Genomic DNA, 25,163 nt, shown 5'->3' on the forward strand with positions numbered 1-25,163 from the left:
TATATCGTGCGTTTATTGAATTATATTTACTGTTCTGTTCTTAGTGTTTACGACCAACCTGAAGCATTCTTTATTTTCATATTTGAGATCCTGATTATAGACAATAACCCTGAAGTCGCCATTATTATTCAGTTCCAGTACTTCTCTGTCTACATTATAGATTTCTATATAATGCTTCTTCAGTTCGCTCCTGAATAATGCATTGGTTATCAGAACGTCCATCACATCTACGGTCTTCATGGCAAAATCATCCATATCTTTTCTGTACAAAGCCTGCCAGCCTTTCCCGTATTTCTGTTCCAGTGCTGCATAGGTTCTTTTATTTGCAGCATTAACCATTTTTTCCTGTTCAGGATCAATCATACAACCGGCTACGGAATAATGCTTAATTTTCCATTTTTCCGAAATACCATCCATTGCTTCCTGTGCCCCCATTACCGGAAGTCCGTATCCGTAAATCCAGTAATATCCTCCATGATAACTCCCTTCATCTTTTTTACATGAAAAAAGAATTGCCATCATTATGAAAAGGGAACAGAAAACTTTCATCCATCAGTTATTATATAAAGCTATGTATTTCTCAGCAGATTTCTCCCATGCAAAATCAAAATTCATATTGGCATGGATAAGATCTTCCATTACCCCTTTCTGATTGTAGATGGCAATTGCCCTGTTCATGGCATGTACTATATCATCTACTCCCGGATAGGTAAAATTCAATCCCGCACCTCCGGTTGAAATATCTTCTACCGTATCTCTTAATCCTCCGGTATATCGTACGACAGGAACTGTACCGTATCTCATCGAATACATCTGGTTCAGTCCGCAAGGCTCTACCCTGGACGGCATCAGCAGAAAATCTGCGGAAGCGTATATCTTATGGGAAAGATACTCTTTATATCCAAGATCCAATGCGAAATTGGTATAGGTATATTCATATTCTTTCAGCTTATTTTCTATATAAGAATTTCCTGAACCCAAAATCATAATATTCAATGCTCCGTAGCTCTGTTTAATACTTTTCCAGACGACATCCGGCAGGAGATCCGCCCCTTTTTCAGTAGCAAATCTTCCGATAAAGGCAAACAGCGGTAATTCAGGCTTCAGACCATATTCTTTGCAAAGCTTTTCTTTGTTTTTCTTTTTCTGAGCTACGGCATTTTTAATACTAAAGTTAAAATCCAGCATCGGATCCGTTTCAGGATCCCAGACTTCCGTATCAATTCCGTTGATGATTCCGTATGCTTTTCCAAACTCCTGGCGCACCAGGCTTTCGAGTCCGCGGAAACTGATAAAAAGTTCCTCCAGGTATCCTTCTGAAACTGTTGTAAAAGCATCAGAGCACTTGATCATACTTGCCAATGGATTTATATACCCGTTCCAATCCATGAGTCCCCATTTATAGGAATCAAAAGAAGGCATATACTTCGCCATATTCCAGCTCATCATGCCCTGGTACTCTCCATTGTGGATGGTACCTATTGTTTTTACTCCTTTTAAAAATTGAAATTCAGGACAATTCTGAATCATAAAAGGAACCAGTCCTGTATGATAATCATGACAGTGCAGTACATCGGGACGGATCTCCATGGCACTCAGCCAGTGAAGCACACCATGCTGAAATGCCAGAAACTGGAAGCTTTCATCCTGGTATCCATAAGGATTATCCCTGTCTAAAAGCCCGGGAACTTTAACCATGTAAAGTTCAAATCCCAAAGCGTTTGTTTTCTCCTTCATCACCTGCACCTGAAGCATATTCTCTGCCTGATGAATAAACCCATCAAAAACTATGTCAAACTCATGATCATGAACAAAAGATTTGTTGTACCAGGGCATCACAACCTTTGCATCTATACCTTTTATTTTATTCTGATATTTGGGCAGTGCTCCCACAACATCTGCAAGGCCCCCTACTTTAGCTACCGGATAACATTCTGTACTTAAGTGATATATTACCATAATTTCAGTGTCATTTGTGTTTCATATCCATTTTTAATCTTCTTCATGATAATGATTATTTCTTATGTTGTTTTATTCTCTGTAATTTATACTTTTTATCTTTTTTCTGTCTTAAAATAATTCCCGCGAGCGGAGGAAGTTTTATGGTGATAGATTGCGGGTACCTTCTCCATTCTCCATGCTTTTCATTCAAAATATCAGCATTGGCATCGCTTCCGTTATATTTCTGATCATCCGAATTGAATATGACTTCCCAGTGCGTCCCAGCATTCACTCCAATAGTATATTCCAAAACCTGCGGAATTAAATTCAGAACCACCATTAAAACATCATCCCTTCTTTTGCCTTTTCTAAGATATGCATAGACGGAATTTTCCAGATCGTCGGCTTCTACCCATTCAAATCCATGCTTATCAAACTGATTTTCATAAAAAGCAGATTCATTCCGGTATAAATGGTTCAGGTCTTTTACAAGGGTCTGCATTCCTTTATGAACCGGATATTGAAGTAAGTGCCAGTCGAGACTTCGGGTAAAATTCCATTCACCGGTCTGTGCAAATTCATCACCCATAAAGAGAAGCTTGGCTCCAGGGTGAGTATACATATATACATAGAGGGTTCGGAGATTGGCAAACTTCTGCCATTCGTCACCGGGCATTTTATAGATCAGGCTGGCTTTTCCATGCACTACTTCATCGTGTGACAGCGGCATCATATAATTTTCATTATACATATACACGGATGCAAAAGTAATTTTGTGATGGTGGTATTTCCTGTTGACAGGATCTTCTTTAAAGTAATCCAATGTGTCGTGCATCCATCCCATCATCCATTTCATTCCGAAACCTACTCCACCGTCATGAACAGGTTTTGTAAGCATCGGGAAATCTGAACTTTCTTCCGCTATTGTCATAATACTGTTCCCGAATTCCTTGTAAACCGCTGTATTGAATTCCTGCAGGAAAGCTTTGGCTTCAAGATTCACATTTCCCCCTTCAATATTGGGTTCCCACTCCCCTTCATTCCTTGAATAATCCAGGTGAAGCATTGATGTGACCGCATCTACACGAAGCCCGTCCGCATGGTAACGTTCCAGCCAGAACATGGCATTGGAAATAAGGAAAGATTTCACTTCATTTCTGCCATAATTGAAAATATAGGACTTCCAGTCGGGATGAAATCCTTTTCTGGGATCTTCATGCTCGTAAAGATAGGAGCCGTCAAAGCGGTGAAGTCCGTTGGCATCTCCCGGAAAATGTGACGGTACCCAATCCAGGATAACGCCGATATTATTTTTATGAAGCTCATCAATCAGAAACATAAGATCCTGAGGTGAGCCGAAACGTGAAGTGGCTGCATAAAACCCGGTAATCTGGTACCCCCAGCTTGGATCATAAGGATATTCCATAACCGGCATGAATTCCACATGAGTGAAACCCATCTCCTTTATATAGGGAACGAGTCTTTCAGCAATATCACGGTAATTTAAATATCGATCAGGAGCATTGCCGTCTCTCACCCAGGAGCCCAAATGAAGCTCATAAACGGATAACGGAGCATTCAGGGTATTACTTTTCCAGCGGTTCTCCATCCATTCCTTATCATTCCATTCGTACCAGGTTGTGGAAACCAGTGAAGCAGCCTGCAGGTTTTGTTCCCAACTCAGCGCATAAGGATCGCTTTTTTCCAGAATTTCACCTCTTGCAGTTTCTACAGCATATTTATACAGGGTTCCCCATGTGAGTCCTTCAATAAACCCTTCCCAGATCCCCGACTCATCCCAGCGTGGAAAGAGAATATGGTCTTTATGATTCCAGTTATTGAAATTTCCTATAACGGACACTTTCTTCGCGTTGGGGGCCCACACTGAAAAATAGACGCCTTTTACCCCGTCTTTTTCAGCAGAGTGCGCTCCAAACTTCCCATACAGCTTGTAGTGCCTGCCTTCTTTGAAAAGGTAGACATCATGGTCAGTAAACAGTGTATAGGTTTTAACAGAATTCATCAAGATATCGTTGTACTTTATTTTTCTTTGAAACTACGAAAATTCCCTGCAATAACGATTAATTATTGAACAAATAATTATTATGTTAATTTGGTTCTTTATAGCACATTTATCAAATATATTATTTTTTATATTCACTTTTTTATGATTTTAAAACAATCTTTTTTATAAATTTAGCTTTCAATTTATATTAAACACACATGATGAGGTTTGAACTTTATACTGAAGAAAGCGATGACAGACCGGTATACATCACCGGAAATTTCAATAACTGGAATCCCAGAGACTCCAATTATCAGCTTAAACAGCTGTATCCAAACAATTATTTTATAGAGATTGACGATCAGATTCTTCCCGATACTGTGGAATACAAATTCACAAAAGGAGGCTGGGAAAATGTGGAGCTCGATAAGTACGGAAACATCACTCCAAACCGCAAGGCAGAAAAATCTGCAGGAAAAACTTCTGATATAATAGAGAAATGGAGGCTCAACTGGGGACCTTTCAAAAAGGAGTTTTTTCCAATTGCAGAAGTTATTTCGGATGAGTTCTACATTCCTCAGCTTGACCGTTACCGGAAAGTATGGGCCGTACTTCCCTACGATTATTATGTTTCTGAAAAAAGCTATCCCGTACTTTATCTTCAGGATGCCCAAAATCTTTTCAACGAAGGAAGCGGCTACGGAAACTGGGAAATAGATAAAAAACTGTCCATCCTTGCTGAATACGGCCGTGGAGACATCATTATTATAGCCATAGAACACGGCAGTGAAGAACGGATCAAGGAATATATTTTTGACAATGATAATGTAGCCAACGGCTCCGAGGGAAAAAAATACATCCGCTTTATCACAGACACTCTGAAACCTTTTGTGGATGAGCACTACAGGACCAAAAAAGACCGTGACAACACCGGAATCGGAGGCAGCTCTTTAGGAGCACTCATCAGCATTTACAGCGGATTTCTTTATCCCGAAGTTTATTCCAAACTGCTGATCTTTTCCCCTTCGCTTTGGGTGGAACCTAACAATAATTTTCCGATGATGAATTTCCGGATTCCTTTCAAGACAAAAATATACCTGTACGGAGGAAGCCAGGAAGGATCTAAAATGGTAAAAAGGATCTATGTATTTGAAGAATATCTCAGACGTTGGGAAAAGAAAAACCTTTTTGACTTTGAATTCAAAACAAGCATCAATCCGGAAGGAACCCACAGTGAATTTTACTGGTCGCAGGAATTTCCAAGAGCTATCGAATGGCTGTTCTATGACAACACTGAAAATCCGGTAGAGGTAACACCCCAGCAGCAAAGCATTAAAAATTAAGTTTATGAAATTAATCAATAAAAAAAATAAAAAATATATCCAGGTCTTTCAGCTTTTCACAGAAGAGGAATGGACAAAATCTGCTAAAAATTATAATAAAAATATCTCTTCCTTTTTCTCCGGAAAGAAATATGAAATTTTCATCCATACCAATGAAGAAACTGTTACTTACCTGATTGGTTTGGGGAAATCAACAATGCAGAATTTCGAAATACAGCAGGTTGCCGTTAAATTTTCACAAATCCAGAAAGAAAAAATTCAGGCAGTCCCTACACTTGTGCTGGCAGATTTCCTGAAAGAAAAACAGTTTGAAGAATTTGTAAAAGGCCTGTTATTAGGAACCTACAGCTACCCTTTTGATAAGAAACATGCGATCTGGAATCCTAAATTTGAAATTCACTTTGAAAATTTGAGTCAGAAAAAACTTGATGCAATCGGTACAAAATCTGAAGCACTGGCAAACGGGCAAACTGCCTGCCAGGAATGGCTGAACAAGCCTGCCAACCTTAAGAAACCTGACATTCTCAATTCATATTTAAAAAACCTTGCTAAAAAATATGACTTAAAATATACAGTATTTACCAGAAAAAAATGTGAAGAACTTGGGCTCGGTGCTTATCTGTCCGTTAATCAGGGAAGTGCTTATGATGCTGCTTTTACCATTATAGAATATAAAACCACGGCTAAAAATGCAAAAACATTTGGCCTTGTAGGAAAATGTGTTCTTTTTGATACGGGAGGTATTTCGCTCAAGAATCCGGACAATATGCACTATATGAAATCTGATATGGGAGGCGCCACGGCTGTTATAGGAACCCTGATTTACGCAGCAGAAATGCAGATTCCCGTTAATATTGTAGCCATACTTCCTATCACCGACAATGCTATTTCCGAAAGGGCTTTTCTTCCCAGTGATGTCATTACGGCTTACAATGGCAAAACCATTGAAGTCCTGAATACCGATGCGGAAGGCAGGATGATCCTTGCCGACGGACTTTCCTATCTGGCTAAAAATTATAAAACGGACTTCCTCATTGATCTTGCCACGCTTACAGGAAGTGCTGTCAGAATGTTTGGCGATACCTGTGGAGCTATGTTTTCCAATAATGATGAGCTGAAAAACCTTATGATAAAAACAGGAGACCTAACCAACCAGAGGCTGTGGAATCTTCCTTTATGGGAGGTATGGAAAGACGACATCCAATCTGATGTGGCAGACCTTAAAAATATCTCCATGAAGCCTATCGGAGACTGTATCATAGCAGCTAAATTTCTGGAACAGTTTATAGAGAACCACCCTAAATGGGCCCATCTTGACATTGCAGGAGTAGCTTTCGGAAGCACAGGATATTCAAAAGAAAAAGCAGCAACCGGCTTTGGAGTGCAGTTATTGGCCGATTTAATTGAAAATTATCATTAAAAATTAGTTTTTTTCAAAATTTCTCTGTATACTTGATTAGGTATTTTCAAAAACGCAGTTTATTATAGTTTTTAACATTAATTAATCAATAAAAAATTGCTTTTATTTTTGATAATCTACTAAAAACTAAAAAACATTATATGGAGGAGAAAACTATAGTATGTATTTCGTGCTATTACAAGGGCTATGATTTCATGGATGAAATGAAAAAGCTCGGTAATAAAATTATCTTGGTGACATCAGAGGGCCTTAAAGAAAAAAACTGGCCATGGCATGCTATTGATGAGGTATTTTATATGGCTGAAATAAAGCCGTCCGTCTGGAACCTGGATCATCTTGTTCAGGGATTTTCACATCTCATGAAAACCAGAAAAGTAGATGCTGTGGTTGCATTGGACGATTATGATGTAGAAAAGGCAGCACTGATCAGGGAAACATTCCGTATTCCCGGCATGGGACAGACTACTCACCGCTATTTCAGGGATAAGCTGGCTATGCGCCAGAAAGCAAAAGATTCGGGAATTAGTGTTCCGGAATTTACAGCTGTTTTTAATAATGACGAAGTGAACAGCTTTATAGAGAAAGTTCCGGCTCCTTGGGTATTAAAACCCCGCTCAGAAGCATCCGCATCAGGAATTAAAAAGTTTTCGTCCAAAGATGAGCTCTGGAACGAACTGAATGCCCTCGGTGAAGAGCGGCACCTGTTTCTGCTGGAAAGTTTTAAACCCGGAGATGTTTATCATGTGGACAGTCTGACTTTTAATAAAGAGATTGTGTTTACTTCTGCATCAAAATATCTAGCCCCGCCCATGCAGGTTTCGCATGAAGGCGGTGTATTCAGATCCAAAACCTTGGGAAGATATTCTGATGAATTTAAAGCCCTTGAAGAAGTCAATGCCAAAGTTCTTTCCAGCTTCGGGTTAATGAACGGAGCTACCCATACTGAATTCATCCGTGGAAAAGCAGACGGAAAATGGTATTTCCTTGAGACATCCTCCAGAGTTGGCGGTGCACACATTCCAGATCTTGTTGAAGCTTCCAGTAATATAAATATCTGGAGGGAATGGGCCAAGATTGAAGATGCCCTTCTGCGTGGAAAAAACTATGAGGCTTCAAAACCTACAGGGTATTATTCAGGTCTCATCATTGCCCTGATTAAAGATAAAGAGCCGGATTACAGTGCTTTCAGCAGCCAGGAAGCTGTAAAGTTCCTTCCGATCGATCATCATGTAGGAATTGTTTACAAATCCAGCGACCCCGATATTATACAGCAAAGATTAGACAGTGCCGCCGAGAAGATTCAGGCGGAAATGCTGAATATTCTACCGCCCAAAAGTAAACTGACAAGCTAAACACAAAATATAATAAAAGAAATTGATCAATGCCGCATATCGAACATACAGATTATTATTCAAACATATTGGGAACAAGTCTTAAAGTAGAGGTTACAGGACATTACGGATATCCCATCGTCATGTTTCCCACTTCCCAAGGACAGTACACCCAAAATCATGACTTTCATCTCAACGGAAGCATCAACTGGTTTATAGAACAGGGAAAAGTAAAACTCTACAATATACAGACGATTGACAGCTGGAGCTTTTATGATGAAAAAATTTCGCCCCAGCAAAGAATTAAAAATTATGAACTTTATGTACAGTTCCTGATTCAGGAATTCATCCCATACATTCAGAAGATCCATCAAACCCACCGGGTCGCAGTGGCGGGAGCAAGTTTCGGGGGCTATCATGCTGCTAATTTTGCTTTCAGGTTTCCGGATGTGGTTTCGCATCTGTTCTGCCTTTCGGGAGCATTCAGCATCAGGAATTTTATGGACGGTTATTCGGACGACCTGGTTTATTTTAACTGCCCGAGGGAATTTGTAAAGAATGACGAAGCCTGGAAATACAAACACATGCACATTGTACTGAGTACTTCAGACCAGGATATCTGCAGGGATAAAAACCTTGAAATGGCAGATATCTTAAGCTCCAAAGGAATAGATTTCTGGTATGATGAAAGAAAATGGATTAATCACGACTGGCCGCTATGGAGAATGGTCTTTCCGACATTTATAAGTGCATTTTTTTAACAAAAGCATATTTAAGAAGATTAAAATTATAATACACACCAATTAAAAACAGAAATTATGGCAAAAAAAGTGGGAATTCTATTCGGTATGGAAGATACATTTCCTTGGGCTTTTATCGACAAAGTAAATGAACTGGGCGGCGGTGAGATTATTGCCGAGGCAGTTAATATCGATAAACTTGAGCAGGGTGCTGATTACGGCTATGCAGTCATTATCGACAGAATTTCGCAGGATGTTCCTTTCTACAGGGCTTATTTGAAAAATGCAGCACTGAACGGTACTTATGTAATCAATAACCCATTCTGGTGGAGCGCGGATGAAAAATTCTTCAACAATGCGCTGATGACGAAGCTGGGAATTCCACTTCCTAAAACAGTTCTGCTTCCTTCACACGAAAGACCGACAGACACTTCCGAAACATCATTCAGAAACCTGAAATTTCCTCACGACTGGGAATACATTTTCAATTATGTAGGATTTCCGGCTTATATGAAGCCTCACGACGGAGGCGGATGGAAAAGCGTATACAGAGTAGAAAACCCTGAAGATCTGTGGGATAAATTAAGTGAAACCGAACAGCTGGTAATGATGGTACAGGAAGAAATTGTCTTCGACGATTATTACAGGGTTTACTGCCTGGGTAAAAAATATGTTCACATCATGCCTTACGAGCCGCGTAACCCGCACCATCTAAGGTATGCTACTACCCACCAGACCCAGGGTGAAGATCTTGAAAAATTGTTAAAAACCATCCACGATTATACCATTAAAATGAATGAAGCTCTCGGCTACGATTTCAATACCGTGGAATTTGCCATCAGAGACGGAATTCCATATGCTATCGATTTCTGTAATCCGGCTCCTGATGCCGACAGAAACTCTGTAGGTGAAGAAAACTTTGCGTGGATCGTGGAACATGCTGCCAAACTTGCCATTGAAAAAGCAAAAGAATATGTTCCCGGAAAACCTAATATTTCCTGGGGAACTTTTGTAAAAGACTCCGTAAAATAAAACATTAAGAATAAAAAAACACGAAAAAAAAAATGCATCAATTTACTATAGGAATAGAGGAAGAATATCAGATCATTGATGTTGAGAGCAGAGACTTAATATCTCATGTTTCGAAGATTATTGAAGGAGGAAAAGCTGTTTTAAGTGAGAATTTAAAACACGAGATGCACGAATCCATGATTGAAATGGAAACCGGCATCTGTCAGAATATTAAAGAAGCAAGAACGGAATTAACGAACCTGAGAAGGCATTTAATTAATACTGCTCATGAACAGGGACTTCGGGTTTCCGGAGGAGGAACCCATCCGTTTTCAAACTGGGAACACAATACCATTACCAACGGTGAGCGTTACAACAAAATTGTAGATGATATGGGTGATGTTGCCCGCGGAAATTTAATTTTCGGGCTTCATGTTCATATCGGAATTCCCAATCGTGAAGAAGGCGTAAGAATCCAGAATGTGATGCGTTATTTTCTTCCTCACGTATATGCTCTTTCTACAAATTCTCCTTTCTGGATCGGAAGAAGTACAGGTTTTAAATCCTACAGACAGGAAATTTTTGTGAAATTTCCGAGAACAGGTATTCCAAGCTATTTTAATTCTTTGGCTGAGTTCGACAGCTATGTTGACCTTCTTGTAAAAACAGGAACCATCGACAATGCCAAGAAGATCTGGTGGGATCTGAGGGTGCATCCATTCTACCCTACCATTGAGTTCAGGATTTGTGATATGCCTCTAAGACTTGAAGAAACAGTTTGCCTGGCAGCCATTATGCAGAGTTTAGTGGCAAAAATCTATAAGCTTCACCAACAAAACCTCAGTTTCAGGAGCTATAGAAGATTATTGCTGAACGAAAATAAATGGAGAGCCTCCAAAAGTGGTATTGAAGCCCATCTGATTGATTTCGGAAAAGAAGAATCCGTTCCTTACCCTCATCTTTTGAAAGAACTTCTGGAATTTATTGATGATGTTGTAGATGAACTCGACTGCAGAAAAGAGGTTGAATATGCCTGGACTATTTTAGAAAACGGAACAGGAGCCGACAGACAGCTTAAAGTGTTTAATGAAACAGGTGATCTTACTAAAGTAGTGGATTATATGATCTCGGAAACAGAGTATGGCATAACACATGGCGAAACCGCTTCATAATATTTTTGGTAACTTTGCAAAAAATATGAAGTAGTATGAAAGATATTCGAATTGCATTGATAGATATGAACAACAATCATGTAAATCAAGGCTTTAGAAATATTAAAGAAATTTCAGAAGCATTCCAGCAGAGTTCTGAAGAAAATGTGACCATCCAGACATTTGATGTGAGGTTCAAGAATGAAATGCCGGATATTAATGATTTTGATATCTTTATTTCTTCGGGAGGTCCTGGAAATCCGCATAGAGAAGGCTTTGAGTGGGAAGACAGATATGCTGCTTTCCTTGATGCCGTTCTAGATCATAATCAGTACAATGAAGATAAAAAATATTTGTTCCTGATCTGCCATTCATTCCAACTGGCAAGCATCCACTGGAAACTCGGTAATATCTGCAAAAGAAAATCTTATTCTTTCGGAGTTATGCCGGTTCACAAAACAGAAGAGGGTGAGCAGGAATTTTTGTTTAAAAACCTTCAGGATCCTTTCTATGCTGTGGATTCCAGAGCTTATCAGTTCATTGAGCCGGATATGGACCGTTTTGATGAATTGGGAATGAAAATCATGGCTATCGAAAAGTTCAGACCGCATATTAACCTCGAAAGAGCAGTAATGGCCGTACGTTTTTCAGATGAAATTTTCGGGACTCAATTCCATCCGGAAGCTGATCCGAAAGGCATGATCGAAAACCTGAAAGATGAAAAAAATAAAGAGGCTATGATCGAGAATTTCGGAATGGAAAAATATCTCGAAACGATAGACAGAATAGATGATGAAGACAAGATCATTCTTACCAGAAGCCAGATCCTGCCGAGATTCCTTCAGTCAGCAAAAAAAAACATTTTGAAGGGAAATGAAGCTCTGGTATAACTCATGATGAAAGTTGCTGTCAGATAGAAATTTACAGAATAACATGCTTCGACTCCGCTCAGCATTACAGTGCTTTGAAAAAGCCACAATTTGAACTGTTATGCTGAGCGAAAACGAAGTATTATAAAAAAAGATATTGTATTAACTACATTAAAACGAAAAATCGGGCACACAGCTCGATTTTTTAAATCAAAACCACAAAGAAAAAATATGATCCCAAAATACAGAAAACAGTTCAACCAGGAGTTTTCACAGGAAAAATACGATCAGCTTAAAGAAAAGCTTACTCAAAAAGGAGGCATTGCTCCTGCTTTCAGAATTTCAGAAAGCCCGTTATTTCTTTCCAACGGATTCAGGAATAAGCTTCTTGATGCCAGTGAAAGCATTATTGATCAGATTAAAGAACTTCCTGATGAAATACTCTATAAAGCTGTTCCGGACAATTGCAGGGTTCCCAATGATACACTCCAACCCCACTTTTTCACCATCGATTTCGGGATCTGCCGAAGTGAAAACGGAGAAATAGAACCACAGCTTATAGAACTGCAGGCTTTTCCTTCTTTATATGCCTTTCAAAAAGTATTTGAAGATACATTTTGTGAAGTCTATCCCTTCCTTTCTGAAATTAAAAATAAAATGCCTCATTCAGAATTCAAAAATCATTTAAAGAAACTGATTATTGGCGATGAAAACCCTGAAAACGTCATTCTGCTTGAAATTTTTCCTGAAAAACAGAAAACAGCGATTGATTTTGCTTTAACAGAACAATTATTGGGAATAAAAACAGTCTGCCTGACGAAAGTAAAAAAAGAAGGCAAGAAATTGTTTTATGAAAATAATGGAAAACAGGCTGAAATTAAAAGGATCTACAACCGTGTTATCTTTGATGAGTTAGACAGAATTCCGGATTTGAAAGCCGGCTTTGATTTCCGTGACGACATTGATGTAAAATGGATCACCCATCCGAACTGGTTCTTTAAAATATCTAAATTTCTTCTTCCCATTCTGAAACATCAGTTTGTTCCGAAAAGTTATTTCTTACATGAATTTCCAGAGCATGAAAATCTTGAAAATTTTGTATTGAAACCTTTGTTTTCATTCGCAGGAAGCGGAGTGAATTTAAATCCGACAAAAGAAATCACAGAAGCTATTGAGGATAAAGAAAATTATATTTTACAGAGAAAAGTAACTTATGAACCTATTTTTGAAGACATCAACGGAGAATTCTCAAAAGCAGAAATCCGGTTACTATATGTTTGGCATGAAGATGAAGAACTCCCTATCCTGCTCGAAAACCTGGGAAGAATGACAAAAGCGGCCATGGTAAATGTAGATTTTAACAAGAAAGATGCGATCTGGATCGGAAGTTCAAATGCGTTTTTTGCAGAAGAATAAACTTCAAACCATAAAAAACCTCAGAAATTTCTGAGGTTTTTGTTTTATGATGTCCAGTATTTGCATAAGCTATAAAAACTATTTTCATATTCTATTACAAAACAATCATAATAGAAGGTTTTAATTCTTTGAACAGATGTTATATCCCTTAAGAAGATTGCTTTAATCAATCCCGCTAACATATCGGCATAATAGTTCTGTTTTTCTTGTTCATTTAAAAGTTTTTCTATAAATTCTTTAAGTTCGCTTTCGTAGTAAATTACTGGTAAATTATATGGCTCTTCCGTCTTTTTTTCGAGCAAATAATCTAACGAATTACCTTTAAAAAATTCAAAACCTTCTGAGTAACTAGCTCTTCCGAAATTTACTAAAAGATATCTGTTTGCAAACATTAAAAATCCTTCGATACGATCTAATTTTGCTTGCTCATTTAATATTCTTCGCTCATATTCTTCTGAAATTGGATAACCTTTATTTTCAAAATATTTAAAATTCTTATACGGATTATTTATATGATCATAATAAGGATTATTTATATAATCATAATCGATGAGATCTTTTCGCAAATCATTTATATTCTTCTGAAATTGGATAACCTTTATTTTCAAAATATTTAAAATTCTTATACGGATTATTTATATGATCATAATAAGGATTATTTATATAATCATAATCGATGAGATCTTTTCGCAAATCATTTATGGCATTTTCTAAATAAAACTCTCTTCCTCCATTTAAATTATCACGCCTTATGTAATCTGCAAGGCTATCATCAATAATGCTATCTTCCAAAGCAAACATCCGATGAATATAGAAGTTATCATCAGCAATAAAATAAAATGGCGAATTGTTCTCATCAAAACCAAACCCTATGACCAAATAGTCCTCTAGGTTTTTAAAATTTTGACGATCTTTAAATCTTACTTTCATAAAATATTTTTATAAATTTTCGGCGGCACCTTTGGTGCCGCCGAAAATTTTAGCTTAGTTAAATAAATTATTTAAATCTTATCATCCTCAAGCAATTCCCTTGCCTGATATTCCTGAACGAGGTCTATCGCATTAGAAATCACATCACTTAAAGCGGTGATGAAAGTACCTTCTTCAGCCATTCCCATGGCATGCTTCAACGCTTCGATCTCTTTAGGAATGATCTCATAGCTTACATCTCTTCCGGCTTCGTTGATCCCGTCAATGATAAGCCCGTTGATCTCATCTTCCGTTCTGCCTCTCAGATGCTTTTCATTTCTGATGATAATATAATCAAACATTCTTCCTGCAATTTTTCCGCATTCCCGGATATCATTGTCGCGTCTGTCACCTACCCCTGAAATAATTCCGATTTTCTTGGTAGACTCTACATTTTTAAGATAATCCTCGATTGCTTCATATCCTGAAGGGTTGTGAGCAAAATCAATCAGTACTTTAAAGTTTTTGAATTTAAAAATATTCAGTCTTCCCGGTGTAAGCTGGGCACTTGGGATGAAAGTTCTTAGGGAATTGGAGATATCTTCGATCCCAAAACCATACAGGTAACTGGCCAAACTTGCTGCCAATACATTTTCAATCATAAATCTGGCCTTCCCTTCCATAGTAATCGGGAAATCTTTGGCTTTTCCTATTCTGATTTTCCAGTCGCCTTTCTTAATGGTTACAAAACCTTCTTCGTAAATGCAGGTGATTCTTCCTTCTTTGGCAAATTTTACAATATGAGGATTGTTTTCGTTCATACTGAAAATGGCAACATTGCTGTCAAGATCATTAATAATCTTCATAGAATACTCATTATCAGCATTCAGAACACTCCATCCGTTTTTCTTTACACTGTCCAGAACTACTCTTTTTACCTTAGTAAGATCTTTCAGGTTGTGAATGTCATTCATTCCCAAATGATCTTCTTCAATATTCGTTAAAACACCAATGTCGCACTGGGAAAATCCTAAACCTGAACGCAGAATTCCACCTCTGGCAGTTTCCAGAACAGCGAATTCCACAGTAGGATCTTTTAAAACAAATTCAGCAGAAAGAGGTCCCGTAGTATCTCCCTTTGAAAGCATGGTATTCTGTATATAGATACCGTCGGAGGTCGTAAAACCTACACGGTAACCGTTACTTTTTACGATATGGGAGATCAGTCTTGTTGTTGTTGTTTTTCCATTCGTTCCTGTGACTGCAATAATTGGAATTGTGAATGGTTTTCCAGGAGGATAAAGCATATCAACCACCGGTGCAGCAACGTTTCTTGGAAGGCCTTCGCTTGGAGCCAGGTGCATCCTGAATCCGGGCGCGGCATTCACCTCTATGATAGCTGCTCCGCTTTCTTTAAGTGGTTGGGTCAGGTTTTCCGCCATGATATCAATTCCGCAGACATCCAGACCTATAATTTTAGAAACTCTTTCAGCCATAGTGATATTTTCAGGATGAACCATATCGGTAACATCTATGGAAGTACCCCCGGTAGAAAGATTTGCAGTAGATTTTAAATAAACCACTTCTCCTTTCTGAGGAACGGTTTCAAGGGTATATTGAAGTTTTTCGAGAAGCTCCAGTGTATCCTTATCCACTTCTATTTCAGTCAGTACATTTTCATGACCATAGCCTCTTCTCGGATCTTTGTTTTCTTTGTCTATCAGCTGCTGAATAGTGAGCTCACCATCACCCACAACATGGGCAGGAACTCTCCTTGCAGCAGCAACCATTTTATTATTTATAACCAAAACCCTGAAATCGTATCCGGTAATATATTTTTCTACGATAACTTTCCTTGAATATTTCTGGGCATGTTGCAGCCCTATTTTAGCTGCTTCCCAATCATTCACATTGATGGATGAACCTTTTCCGTGATTTCCGTCGAGAGGTTTCAGCACGATCGGATAACCTATTTTTTTAATGACAGCTCCTAAACCGTCCTCATCCATTACCAAATCCCCTATAGGAACCGGTATAGCAGCATCGTGAAGCATTTTTTTTGTCAGTTCCTTATTACAGGCAATATCTACTGCGATAGAACTTGTATTTCCTGTAATGGTAGCCTGAAACCTCTGCTGGTTCACTCCATAACCAAGCTGTACCAAAGAGTTTGTCCCCAATCTGATCCAGGGAATCTTTCTGGAAACCGCTTCTTCTACAATACTTCCCGTGGAAGGCCCCAGACGGACACGCTCCCTGATCTCCTTCAACTTCTGTATACAGGCATTAATATCGTATTCCGTATTGTCCACCAAGGACCGGGCTATATTAACAGCTTCTTCAGCTGCATAGATTCCGGCATTTTCTTCAATATAATTAAATACAACATTGTATACTCCCGGAGATTTTGTTTCGCGGGTTCTTCCGAAACCTACATCCATACCTGCCAAAGTCTGTATTTCCAATGCTATATGCTCTATGACATGCCCCATCCAGGTCCCTGTTTCTATTCTGTGGAAAAAACCTCCTTCTACTCCTTCCGAGCATCGGTGAGTATACAGAGATGGGAGGAGTTTTTCAATCCTTTCCCGGAAACCGTCGATTTTATTGGTAGGATAGTTTTCCATCTCTTCCAGATCCAATCTCATCTGTATCAGCTTCTTTCGTCTGATACTCCAGATATTTGGGCCGCGTAATGCCTGTATCTTCTCAATTTTCATAATCTATTTGCATTTTTATCAGTTAACAATAACTCCTTCAAAAATCAAAGATAATGTAAAACCCTAAACCAAACTATACCACGTTTAAAGATTTCTCAAAAAAAAATTAAAAAAAATCAACTATTCTAAAACATTCAAAACCATTAAAATGTGGTATGAATTTCGCTAAATGTTAATTATTTTTTAAATTTGCACACTATGATGAAACCCGTTGGAAAATTAATTATAATCGGAGGAGCTGTAAACAAAGGAAGTTTTGCAGAAACCGATTTCGACCAGAACATTGAAAAAAACCTTAATTTTTTTGAAAGAGGAATCCTGAGAAAGATCATCAATGAATCGAAGCTTAAGGAAGATTCCGTAATCGAAATTGTAACCACAGCCTCCCAAATCCCTCAAATTGTAGGCACGGAATACAAAAAAGCCTTTGAATTTCTTGGCGCCAGAAATGTAAATATCCTTGACATTCATAACCGTGAAGAAGCCAATTCTGATGCCATGGCTGCCAGAGCCAATGCAGCAGACGTTGTGATGTTCACAGGCGGGGATCAGCTCAGGCTGACTTCTATTCTTGGCGGTACAAGATTTCATGATACCATATTGCTAAAATATCAGGAACAGGATTTCATCTATTCAGGAACCTCTGCCGGTGCTGCAGCGGCTTCTGAAAATATGATTTATCAGGGAAGCAGTTCCGAATCTCTTTTAAAAGGTGAAATAAAAACAACTCAGGGACTTGGCCTTATAGACAACGTCATCATTGACACACACTTCGTACAGCGTGGCAGAATCGGGCGTCTTTTCCAGGCCGTAGTCAACAATCCGAGAACACTGGGAATAGGACTGGGTGAAGATACAGGACTTTTTATTCACAATGATATCATGACTGCTGTAGGTTCCGGCCTTGTCATCCTGGTGGACGGAAGGTTCATTAAAGATACCAATCTTACCAATATCAACCTGGGTGAGCCTATTTCAATTGATAATCTTACCGTTCATGTAATGTCCATGAATGATCATTATGATCTTACCACGAAAAAGCTTACGATAGAAAATTCACAGTTCAATCCTATACCGCAGGATAAATAAAAGTTAACGGTGAAGAGTCAATGGTGAGCAGTTAATTTCATCAGCTAAAATTTTTATCCTTATCTTTAAAATTGACAATTGACTTTTCACAATTGACCAATATACATTATGAAAATCATCATCCACGGCGGTTTTTTCTCTGAAAGCGATCAGAGCCATGAAGTGAAGACTGCCAAACAAAATTCTCTGAAACAGATAGCTCAGAAAGCTTTTGAATATCTACAAACCCATTCTGCTTTTGATACTGCAGCTTATGCTGTTTCTCTTCTCGAAGACGACCCTTTATACAATGCCGGCATCGGTTCTCAGATACAGAGTGACGGTGTGATCCGTATGAGCGCAGCCATTATGGATGGACAGACACAAAAATTAAGCGGTGTGATTAATATTCAGGATGTAAAAAACCCTATTTTCGTAGCAAAAGAGCTGATAAAAGAAGATGACAGGGTTTTGGGTGGAAATGGCGCCAAAATTTATGCATCCGAACACGGCTTTGAAAATTTCTCCACTGAGATCCCTCAGAGAAGAAGTGAATATGAGGCTAAACTTCAGAACGGAGGTAAAGGAACCGTAGGCTGTGTCGCTCTTGATAAAGATGGAAAGCTGGCTGTCGCCACATCTACAGGAGGAAAAGGTTTTGAAATCCCTGGAAGAATTTCGGATTCTGCCACAGTAGCCGGAAATTATGCCAATTCAGTATGTGCAGTAAGCTGTACGGGTGTAGGAGAAGATATTGTGAGCAATGCTACGGCCGCTAAGATCGTCACAAGAACTACTGATGGGATGAGTCTTGAGCAGGCTTTTAACAAGACATTTGAAGAGCTAAAAGCCATAGACGGCTTTGCAGGAGCGATTGCCATTGACAAAGATGGAAATATCTACCATCAGGATTCTTATCCTACCATGGTCTTTGCCAGTTTCGATGGTGAAAATTTTCAGGTATTTCAATAATTTTAACATTTTTTTATTATCCTATTTAATTTTTTGGCACGTATTTTACATGTTTAACTATAACAAGTTTAATATAAATCATTAAAAATAAAAATCATGGGAAATAAGACAAAAGGGTTATTAGCCTTACTAGGTATCGGTGCTTTAGCATTTTGGAAATATAAAAATTCTACTCCTGAAGAGCAACAAGCTGTAAAGGATAAAATTAATAATGCTAAGGACAATCTGAACAAATGGGGAAATGATATTAAAAGCAAAGCTAATGATGTTGCCTCCCAGGTTCAGAACAAAGTAGATGAAGCTAAAACAAAAGCTGAAGATTCTTTAAGCTAATTAAAATTAGTTTTTTTAACATTCATATATAGAAAGTCATCGTAATCCAGGATTATGATGACTTTTTATTTTTATCAGGTGAGTAGCAAATTACTTTTTAAGTCCTTTTAAAGCATACACCAAAGGTAATTTATTCCCGAACTTTGAAATTCTCCATTTCCCTTTCTCAAATTCTTCCACATGGCTGAAACATGGATATGGTGACCAGTCAAATTCCTCGAAAGTCTCCAGTTCTATCCCATGCTTGATCAGGTTCTGCAATACCTCAGCTAAAGAATGGTTCCACATGACATATTGCTGAACGATATCCGCGGATTTATCGGCATAGGTTCCTTCATAGGTTTCTACGATAGGCTTTTCGTTAAAATAATTGTACGCAACTTTTGTAAAATCATCATCAAACATCCACACAGCGGGATGAAATTCTGCCATTACCAATCGCCCGCCCGGTTTCAGAAAATGACTGATAATCCCAGCCCATTTATCAAGATCAGGAAGCCATCCTACAACGCCATAGCTTGTGTAGACAATATCAAATTTTTCATCCAGAATATCAGGAAGACTGTATACATCGGAACAGATGAATTCTGTATCTGTTCCACACTTTTGAGCAAGTTCCTTCGCTGCTTCAATAGCTTTATCCGACAAGTCTATACCCTTAACATCAGCTCCCATTCTTGATAAGGAAATGGAATCCTGTCCAAAATGGCACTGCAGATGAAGGATATTTTTGTTTTTGATGTTGCCCAAAAGATCAAGCTCTATGGTGTTGAGCGAGCTTCTTCCTTTCAAAAAATCCTCTACAAAATAGAAATCCGATTTCAGGTGCGGATCTACTTTGGCATTCCAGGAGGTTTTATTGATTTCAAGGTAATTTTCCATGGTTATTATTTAAGTTAATTTTACAAATGTCTTTAAAACTTTTTAAATGGGCCATTTGCCTTAATGATTAATTAAATTCCGGGAATAACGATTGATGTATAAGGACTGTAAAGCTCCCATCCTATCGATTCGTAAAGCGCTCTCCCTTCTTTCGTCGCCACTAAAAAATTATTGCTGATGCCATTTGATAATGCAGTTCTCTCAAGCTCATGCATCAGAAAAGTAGCAAGACCTTTTCTCCGGTGCTCTTCCTCTGTGATTATTCTGTCATAAACCGCAAGATCATCCACAAGAACAACACGGCCGGTACAGGCCAGCTCACCATTTTCAGCAATGATCTTCAGCAATACAGTCGAATTATATCTTTCATATTCCAACCGGTAGCCTTCACACAGAACGGAACCTGGATTTTTCATCGGCCGGAAACAGGACATCATATAGCCTGGTGGTTGTATTTTCCATCTTTCAGGTACTGCTTTTTCTACCTTATCAGGAGAAACACAGGCTTTGAGATGGATCCAGGGCTCGTTAATAATTTTTGAAAGGTTAAGAAAATCGTCGTTCAGTTCAGGAAAAACATATCTTATTTTTTGCTTTTCCTCTCCTGCTTCTATTTTAAAACCGGAATTATATTTTACAGGGAGAGGAAGTTTTCTTGATAAGGACCATCCTTGCATCCATTTTTCTATAGTTTCATTAACCATCATACCGATCTTGATATTTTAATTAAAATCAGTTCAGCAATTTCTTTTTCTGTTCTGCAAATTCTTCTTCAGTCAAAATCCCGCTTTCTCTCAGCCTTCCTAATTGTTCCAGCTGATCTAAAACTGTGGGTTCTGATTTATCTTGTTTATCTTGAAAATATTCTTTCGGACGGGCCATAAAGTCTCTTACTTTTTCACAAAATAATTCTGCATAATATTTTCCAACATTATCTATCTCAAGAACATTATTCGCAATGTGAATATCTACAGAAGCCAGCATTAGTGATTTTTCATACTGTATGGAGCTTACTTTATCGTAAGAAAAATCTTCTACTTTCAACCCGTACATGAACTCTTTATCTATAAAAATCAATCTTCTTTCGGTGGCTACTAAAATGATATGATGATTATTAAGCTTATTTCTTCCCTCAATCAGGTAAACAATTTTTTCATCCTCCGAAAGTACATCCGGCAAGGCATGAATTTCTTTTCTGGCAAAAATGGTAGGATTAATATCTAATATTTCCAACTCATCTTTTATTTCGTCAAGTCTTGATTTTTCACTCATTATTTAGTTTTTATAAATGGCAGATATACAAATTTAATTTTTTCTAAAATACAAAAAGCATTATCTGGTGATAATGCTTTTCATTTTATATCTTTTTTAGTTTGTAAATACTATCCTAAAAACTCTTCCAGAGAAACTGTTTTTTGTTCTGCGGCTTCAAGATTTTTATAGGTAACTGTTCCGTTTTTGATCTCTTCTTCTCCCAGGAAAACAAGGTTTTTAATTCCTTTCTTTTCAGCGTATGTGAACTGCTTGTTAAGTTTTGCATTTTCCGGATACAATTCAGCAGAAATTCCTTTTTCTCTCAACTGCATGATCATCTTTAAAGCTTCTATGGTTCCTTCGCCTCCGAAATTGGCAAACAGATATTCTACCTGGGTTGTAGCTTCTTCAGGGAAAAGATTAAGTTCTTCCATAACCAGATAAACCCGATCCAAACCAAATGAAACTCCAATTCCCGGGATATTTTTAACCCCGAAAACCTCTGTGAGGTTATCATACCTTCCGCCTCCGCCGATAGATCCCATGGCTACCTCATCCGCTTTCACTTCAAAAATAGCTCCCGTATAATAATCCAGACCTCTGGCCAGGGTAATATTGAATACCAGATTCTGCATATCTACTCCCAGATTCATAGATTGTGTAAGAACAAACTCCAGTTCCTCCACTCCTTTCAGGCCAATTTCGTTCCCTGCAAATTTCTCTTTCAGCTGAAGAAGGTTTTCCAAAGCATCATCTGACTGATTAAACAAGAATTCCAGTTTATCAATAGATTCCTGAGAAATTTCTCTTTCCAGTAATTCTTTGACAACTCCTTCTTTTCCTATTTTATCAAGCTTATCCAGAGCTACAGTAAATTCAATCAGTTTATCTGTAATACCTGCATACTCAGCCAGACCGGAAAGAATCTTTCTGTTGTTCATATGAATCGTAACTGGAATTTTAAGATCGGAAAATGATTTCAGGTATAGCTGAACCAGATCAACTTCCTGCAATAAGCTTTCGCTCCCCACCACATCTGCATCACACTGATAAAATTCTCTGAATCTTCCTTTCTGCGGACGGTCTGCCCTCCATACAGGCTGAATCTGGTAACGTTTGTAAGGAAATGTAAGCTTTCCATGATTCATAGCTACAAATCTTGCAAAAGGCACAGTAAGGTCGTAACGGAGTGCCTTATCTGAAATCTGAGGGATTAGTTTCTGATGGTTCTTATGATCCCAGTCTTCCTGATTTACTTTAGAAGCATATTCTCCCGAATTTAAAATCTTAAAGATTAAGCGATCGCCTTCTTCTCCATATTTTCCCGTCAGTGTTGAAAGATTTTCAAAACTCGGTGTTTCTAATGGCTGAAAACCGAACAATTCAAAATTATTCTGTAAAACATTGATGATATATTTTCTTCTTGAAACTTCCTGTGCGGTAAAATCTCTCGTTCCTTTTGCTAAACTTGGCTTCATGTACTGTATGTCATTTTGATGATGCAAAAATAAGGAATTGAAAGGACTTTTCCGAAATATAAAAAAGCCGGAGAAATGATATTCTCCAGCCTTGATGCATCATCATTATTAAATCCGGAAAAACTCAGACGCTTTCCAGGATTTCAAGAATCTCTTCACCATAGTTTTCAATCTTATGTTTTCCGAAACCTTTGATCTCCAGGAGCTCTTCTTTTTTAGCAGGTTTATACTTCGCTACAGACATCAGTTCTTTATTGCTCGCGATAAAATAAGTAGGAAGATTCTGTTCTTTAGCCTTCTCAGATCTCCAGTATTTCAGGGCATTTAAAATTTTCTCTTCATCGGAGTTTAAAACGTCATTATCTGCAGAGTACTTTACTGCCTTTGGTTCTTTCACTATACTTTTAGCTGCTTTCGGCTCTTCAAAATACAGGATTACGGACCAATAACATTCATCATTTACAAAAGCGGTTTCCACTTTTATAATTTCGTTCACTTCCAGGAAATCATCAAGCATTTTTTGATCTCTATGGAGGAATTCTTTCGAAAGTCTGATTTTAAGAACTTTTACTTTCATCATTTGTGTTTTTAGAATTATTTACCTCCTAAAAGCAGGATCTCATCGATTCTGATTTCTGTAATATACCGTTTAACACCATCCTTATCGTCATACGATCTGTAGGTAAGTTTCCCTTCAACAGCAATTTCTTTTCCTTTCGGTACAAACTTCTGCAGGATTTCTGCTGTTTTTCCAAAAGCAATCAGATTGTGCCATTGTGTTTCTTCCACCTTTTCACCTTTTGCGTTAGTGTAGTGATCAGTGGTGGCCAAAGATACACTTGCCTTTACATTTCCGCTTTCGAAGTTTACTGTTTCAACTTCTTTACCTGTGTAACCAATTAATGTTACTTTGTTTCTTAGTGACATAACTTTTAAATTTTTAAGATTAATAATTCAGATCAGAGACGTTCACTGTTTTTCTCAAATCTCTGTTGCAAAGATGGCCTCCCTGCATTAGCTTAGTCGGTTATAAACTATTTAAATTCGTTTGTAGTCGTTTGCAAACGAATATTTTGTATCTTTGATAAAATCAACCTATGAAAAAGGATATCAGTATTTTCGAGTTTCCTTTTAATCTCGGACTCACCAAAAAAGACCATGAAACCGAACCGGGAGTAAAAAAACTTCCTGATTGGCTCAGGAAATTTGGTTTTCATAAAGAAATCAATCCTAAAAATATTTTCAGATTGGAAGCTCCGGAATATGCAATGGATTTTGATAAAGAAACAGGAGTTAAAAATCCTTATCAGATTATTGAATATGCCAAAAAGCAATCCGAGATTATTCTCAAGAATTTTAACACAGACACCTTTCATCTGATGTTGGGTGGTGATTGCAGTATCCTGATAGGAAGTGCCCTTGCATTAAAGCAGCTTGGGAATTTCGGCTTATTTTATCTTGACGGTCACACAGATTATATCCCGCCAAAGCTATCTCCCAGCGGAGGTGTTGCGGGAATGGATTTGGCAATTGTTTCAGGATTGGGCCATCAAAAACTGACTAATATTGATGATCTCAAACCCTATTTCCAAGAAGAACATATTTTCTGCGTAGGAAATGCGGAAACAGATGATGATGAATATGTAGGGGAAATCCTAAATTCCAAAATTCATTATTTTGATTTTGAGAATCTAAGGAAGAATGGCTTCAGAAAAACGGCAGAAGATTTTCTTAGAATGGTTGATGAAAAGAACCTTGACGGATTTTTTATCCATTTTGATGTAGATGTCCTGAAAGACGAAATTATGCCCGCTGTAGACAGCAGAATGGAAGACGGAATAGATTATGAAAATTTAAATGAGATTCTGAAGCCATTGATAGCCGATAAAAGATGCTTCGGATTAGAAATCACTATTCTGGACCCTGATTATGATACAGAAGGGCTTTATACCCAACCTTTCATTGAAAATTTAATTCAGATTATAAATCAACCAACCTAAAGAATCTAAATATGAAAAAAATTACCAGAATATGGCACGGCATTGTCCATATTGAAAAAGCAGATGAATACCTCAGATATGTTGAAGAAACGGGGATCTTACAATATAAAAATATTCCGGGAAATCTGTCGACAAAAATACTGAGAAGAAAAGATAAGGAAATCTGTCATTTTTTGACTGTTACCGAGTGGGACTCCTACGAAAGTATTAAGAAATTTGCAGGAGATGATTACGAAAAGGCAAAATATTATCCTGAAGACAAAAATTTTTTACTGGAGTTTGAGGAAAACGTCAGCCATTATGAAACTTTTGAATATTGA

25 protein-coding genes are annotated in these 25,163 nt (G+C 37.9%); 13 read left to right on the forward strand and 12 right to left on the reverse strand.

From position 1 onward, the window contains the following. Positions 1 to 12: 12 nt before the first annotated feature. Genes BUB03_RS00580 through glgB form a run of 3 tightly spaced genes read right to left on the reverse strand, consistent with a single transcriptional unit; the run spans position 13 to position 3,964 of the window. Positions 13 to 522: an FEKKY domain-containing protein gene (locus BUB03_RS00580; protein ID WP_139258724.1), complete on the reverse strand. Its 510-nt coding sequence runs from the start codon at positions 520 to 522 to the stop codon at positions 13 to 15. Between the two features lie 30 nt (positions 523 to 552). Continuing rightward, on the reverse strand, positions 553 to 1,959 hold the full coding sequence (locus tag BUB03_RS00585) for a glycogen synthase (protein ID WP_040994768.1): 1,407 nt from the start codon (positions 1,957 to 1,959) through the stop codon (positions 553 to 555). A 55-nt stretch (positions 1,960 to 2,014) separates the two neighbouring features. Further along, positions 2,015 to 3,964 (reverse strand): 1,4-alpha-glucan branching protein GlgB, encoded by a 1,950-nt coding sequence (gene glgB, locus BUB03_RS00590; protein WP_073061208.1) that lies wholly within the window; start codon positions 3,962 to 3,964, stop codon positions 2,015 to 2,017. A 203-nt stretch (positions 3,965 to 4,167) separates the two neighbouring features. On the opposite strand from glgB, the gene BUB03_RS00595 reads away from it, so the two are divergent. From BUB03_RS00595 to BUB03_RS00630, 8 genes are all read left to right on the forward strand, one after another. After that, complete coding sequence (locus BUB03_RS00595; protein ID WP_073059516.1) at positions 4,168 to 5,289, forward strand: alpha/beta hydrolase-fold protein; 1,122 nt, start codon at positions 4,168 to 4,170, stop codon at positions 5,287 to 5,289. Between the two features lie 4 nt (positions 5,290 to 5,293). After that, positions 5,294 to 6,709 carry a M17 family metallopeptidase gene (locus BUB03_RS00600; protein ID WP_073059518.1) on the forward strand — a complete coding sequence of 472 codons (1,416 nt, stop codon included), beginning with the start codon at positions 5,294 to 5,296 and terminating at the stop codon, positions 6,707 to 6,709. A gap of 140 nt (positions 6,710 to 6,849) precedes the next feature. Continuing rightward, positions 6,850 to 8,061: an ATP-grasp domain-containing protein gene (locus BUB03_RS00605; protein ID WP_073059519.1), complete on the forward strand. Its 1,212-nt coding sequence runs from the start codon at positions 6,850 to 6,852 to the stop codon at positions 8,059 to 8,061. A gap of 29 nt (positions 8,062 to 8,090) precedes the next feature. Further along, positions 8,091 to 8,801 (forward strand): alpha/beta hydrolase-fold protein, encoded by a 711-nt coding sequence (locus BUB03_RS00610; RefSeq protein WP_073059521.1) that lies wholly within the window; start codon positions 8,091 to 8,093, stop codon positions 8,799 to 8,801. A gap of 57 nt (positions 8,802 to 8,858) precedes the next feature. After that, the gene (locus BUB03_RS00615) at positions 8,859 to 9,812 is read left to right on the forward strand and encodes an ATP-grasp domain-containing protein (RefSeq protein ID WP_040995411.1); all 954 of its coding nucleotides are present in this window, start codon (positions 8,859 to 8,861) and stop codon (positions 9,810 to 9,812) included. A gap of 32 nt (positions 9,813 to 9,844) precedes the next feature. After that, positions 9,845 to 10,963 carry a carboxylate-amine ligase gene (locus BUB03_RS00620; protein WP_040994761.1) on the forward strand — a complete coding sequence of 373 codons (1,119 nt, stop codon included), beginning with the start codon at positions 9,845 to 9,847 and terminating at the stop codon, positions 10,961 to 10,963. Positions 10,964 to 10,998: 35 nt separating this feature from the next. Further along, positions 10,999 to 11,832, forward strand: coding sequence for a type 1 glutamine amidotransferase (locus BUB03_RS00625; RefSeq protein ID WP_073059523.1), 834 nt, complete (start codon positions 10,999 to 11,001; stop codon positions 11,830 to 11,832). 210 nt (positions 11,833 to 12,042) lie between these two features. Next, on the forward strand, positions 12,043 to 13,227 hold the full coding sequence (locus tag BUB03_RS00630; protein WP_073059524.1) for a hypothetical protein: 1,185 nt from the start codon (positions 12,043 to 12,045) through the stop codon (positions 13,225 to 13,227). Positions 13,228 to 13,271: 44 nt separating this feature from the next. Here BUB03_RS00630 and BUB03_RS00635 read toward each other — a convergent pair whose 3' ends face one another. From BUB03_RS00635 to cphA, 3 genes are all read right to left on the reverse strand, one after another. After that, positions 13,272 to 13,835, reverse strand: a complete 564-nt coding sequence (locus tag BUB03_RS00635) for a hypothetical protein (RefSeq protein ID WP_073059526.1) — start codon at positions 13,833 to 13,835, stop codon at positions 13,272 to 13,274. Continuing rightward, complete coding sequence (locus BUB03_RS00640; protein WP_073059528.1) at positions 13,795 to 14,157, reverse strand: hypothetical protein; 363 nt, start codon at positions 14,155 to 14,157, stop codon at positions 13,795 to 13,797. Before BUB03_RS00640 ends, BUB03_RS00635 begins: the two co-directional genes overlap by 41 nt. Before the next feature lie 71 nt (positions 14,158 to 14,228). Next, positions 14,229 to 16,856, reverse strand: coding sequence for a cyanophycin synthetase (cphA, locus tag BUB03_RS00645; RefSeq protein ID WP_073059530.1), 2,628 nt, complete (start codon positions 16,854 to 16,856; stop codon positions 14,229 to 14,231). A gap of 201 nt (positions 16,857 to 17,057) precedes the next feature. On the opposite strand from cphA, the gene BUB03_RS00650 reads away from it, so the two are divergent. From BUB03_RS00650 to BUB03_RS00660, 3 genes are all read left to right on the forward strand, one after another. Continuing rightward, entirely contained in the window at positions 17,058 to 17,945 is an 888-nt protein-coding gene (locus BUB03_RS00650; protein WP_040995409.1) for a cyanophycinase, read from the forward strand. A 108-nt stretch (positions 17,946 to 18,053) separates the two neighbouring features. Next, complete coding sequence (locus tag BUB03_RS00655; RefSeq protein WP_073059531.1) at positions 18,054 to 18,896, forward strand: isoaspartyl peptidase/L-asparaginase; 843 nt, start codon at positions 18,054 to 18,056, stop codon at positions 18,894 to 18,896. Positions 18,897 to 18,992: 96 nt separating this feature from the next. Continuing rightward, the gene (locus BUB03_RS00660) at positions 18,993 to 19,229 is read left to right on the forward strand and encodes a YtxH domain-containing protein (RefSeq protein ID WP_040994750.1); all 237 of its coding nucleotides are present in this window, start codon (positions 18,993 to 18,995) and stop codon (positions 19,227 to 19,229) included. Between the two features lie 90 nt (positions 19,230 to 19,319). Here BUB03_RS00660 and BUB03_RS00665 read toward each other — a convergent pair whose 3' ends face one another. The 6 genes from BUB03_RS00665 to BUB03_RS00690 all read right to left on the reverse strand — a co-directional run bounded on the left by BUB03_RS00665 (position 19,320) and on the right by BUB03_RS00690 (position 23,770). After that, positions 19,320 to 20,111, reverse strand: a complete 792-nt coding sequence (locus BUB03_RS00665; RefSeq protein WP_073059533.1) for a class I SAM-dependent methyltransferase — start codon at positions 20,109 to 20,111, stop codon at positions 19,320 to 19,322. 71 nt (positions 20,112 to 20,182) lie between these two features. Further along, positions 20,183 to 20,818, reverse strand: a complete 636-nt coding sequence (locus tag BUB03_RS00670; RefSeq protein WP_139258730.1) for a GNAT family N-acetyltransferase — start codon at positions 20,816 to 20,818, stop codon at positions 20,183 to 20,185. Between the two features lie 25 nt (positions 20,819 to 20,843). Further along, on the reverse strand, positions 20,844 to 21,383 hold the full coding sequence (locus tag BUB03_RS00675; protein ID WP_073059535.1) for a PH domain-containing protein: 540 nt from the start codon (positions 21,381 to 21,383) through the stop codon (positions 20,844 to 20,846). Between the two features lie 110 nt (positions 21,384 to 21,493). Further along, entirely contained in the window at positions 21,494 to 22,843 is a 1,350-nt protein-coding gene (hisS, locus tag BUB03_RS00680) for a histidine--tRNA ligase (protein ID WP_073059536.1), read from the reverse strand. A gap of 124 nt (positions 22,844 to 22,967) precedes the next feature. Continuing rightward, complete coding sequence (locus BUB03_RS00685) at positions 22,968 to 23,423, reverse strand: HRDC domain-containing protein (RefSeq protein ID WP_228374805.1); 456 nt, start codon at positions 23,421 to 23,423, stop codon at positions 22,968 to 22,970. Positions 23,424 to 23,437: 14 nt separating this feature from the next. Beyond that, positions 23,438 to 23,770 (reverse strand): single-stranded DNA-binding protein, encoded by a 333-nt coding sequence (locus tag BUB03_RS00690; RefSeq protein ID WP_073059538.1) that lies wholly within the window; start codon positions 23,768 to 23,770, stop codon positions 23,438 to 23,440. A 170-nt stretch (positions 23,771 to 23,940) separates the two neighbouring features. Here BUB03_RS00690 and BUB03_RS00695 point away from each other — a divergent pair, with 170 nt between their 5' ends. Then, positions 23,941 to 24,843: an arginase family protein gene (locus BUB03_RS00695; RefSeq protein WP_073059540.1), complete on the forward strand. Its 903-nt coding sequence runs from the start codon at positions 23,941 to 23,943 to the stop codon at positions 24,841 to 24,843. A gap of 11 nt (positions 24,844 to 24,854) precedes the next feature. After that, on the forward strand, positions 24,855 to 25,163 hold the full coding sequence (locus tag BUB03_RS00700; protein WP_073059541.1) for an antibiotic biosynthesis monooxygenase: 309 nt from the start codon (positions 24,855 to 24,857) through the stop codon (positions 25,161 to 25,163).

Origin of the sequence: Chryseobacterium oranimense (genome assembly GCF_900129755.1) — a bacterium.
GTDB classification, from domain to species: domain Bacteria; phylum Bacteroidota; class Bacteroidia; order Flavobacteriales; family Weeksellaceae; genus Chryseobacterium; species Chryseobacterium oranimense.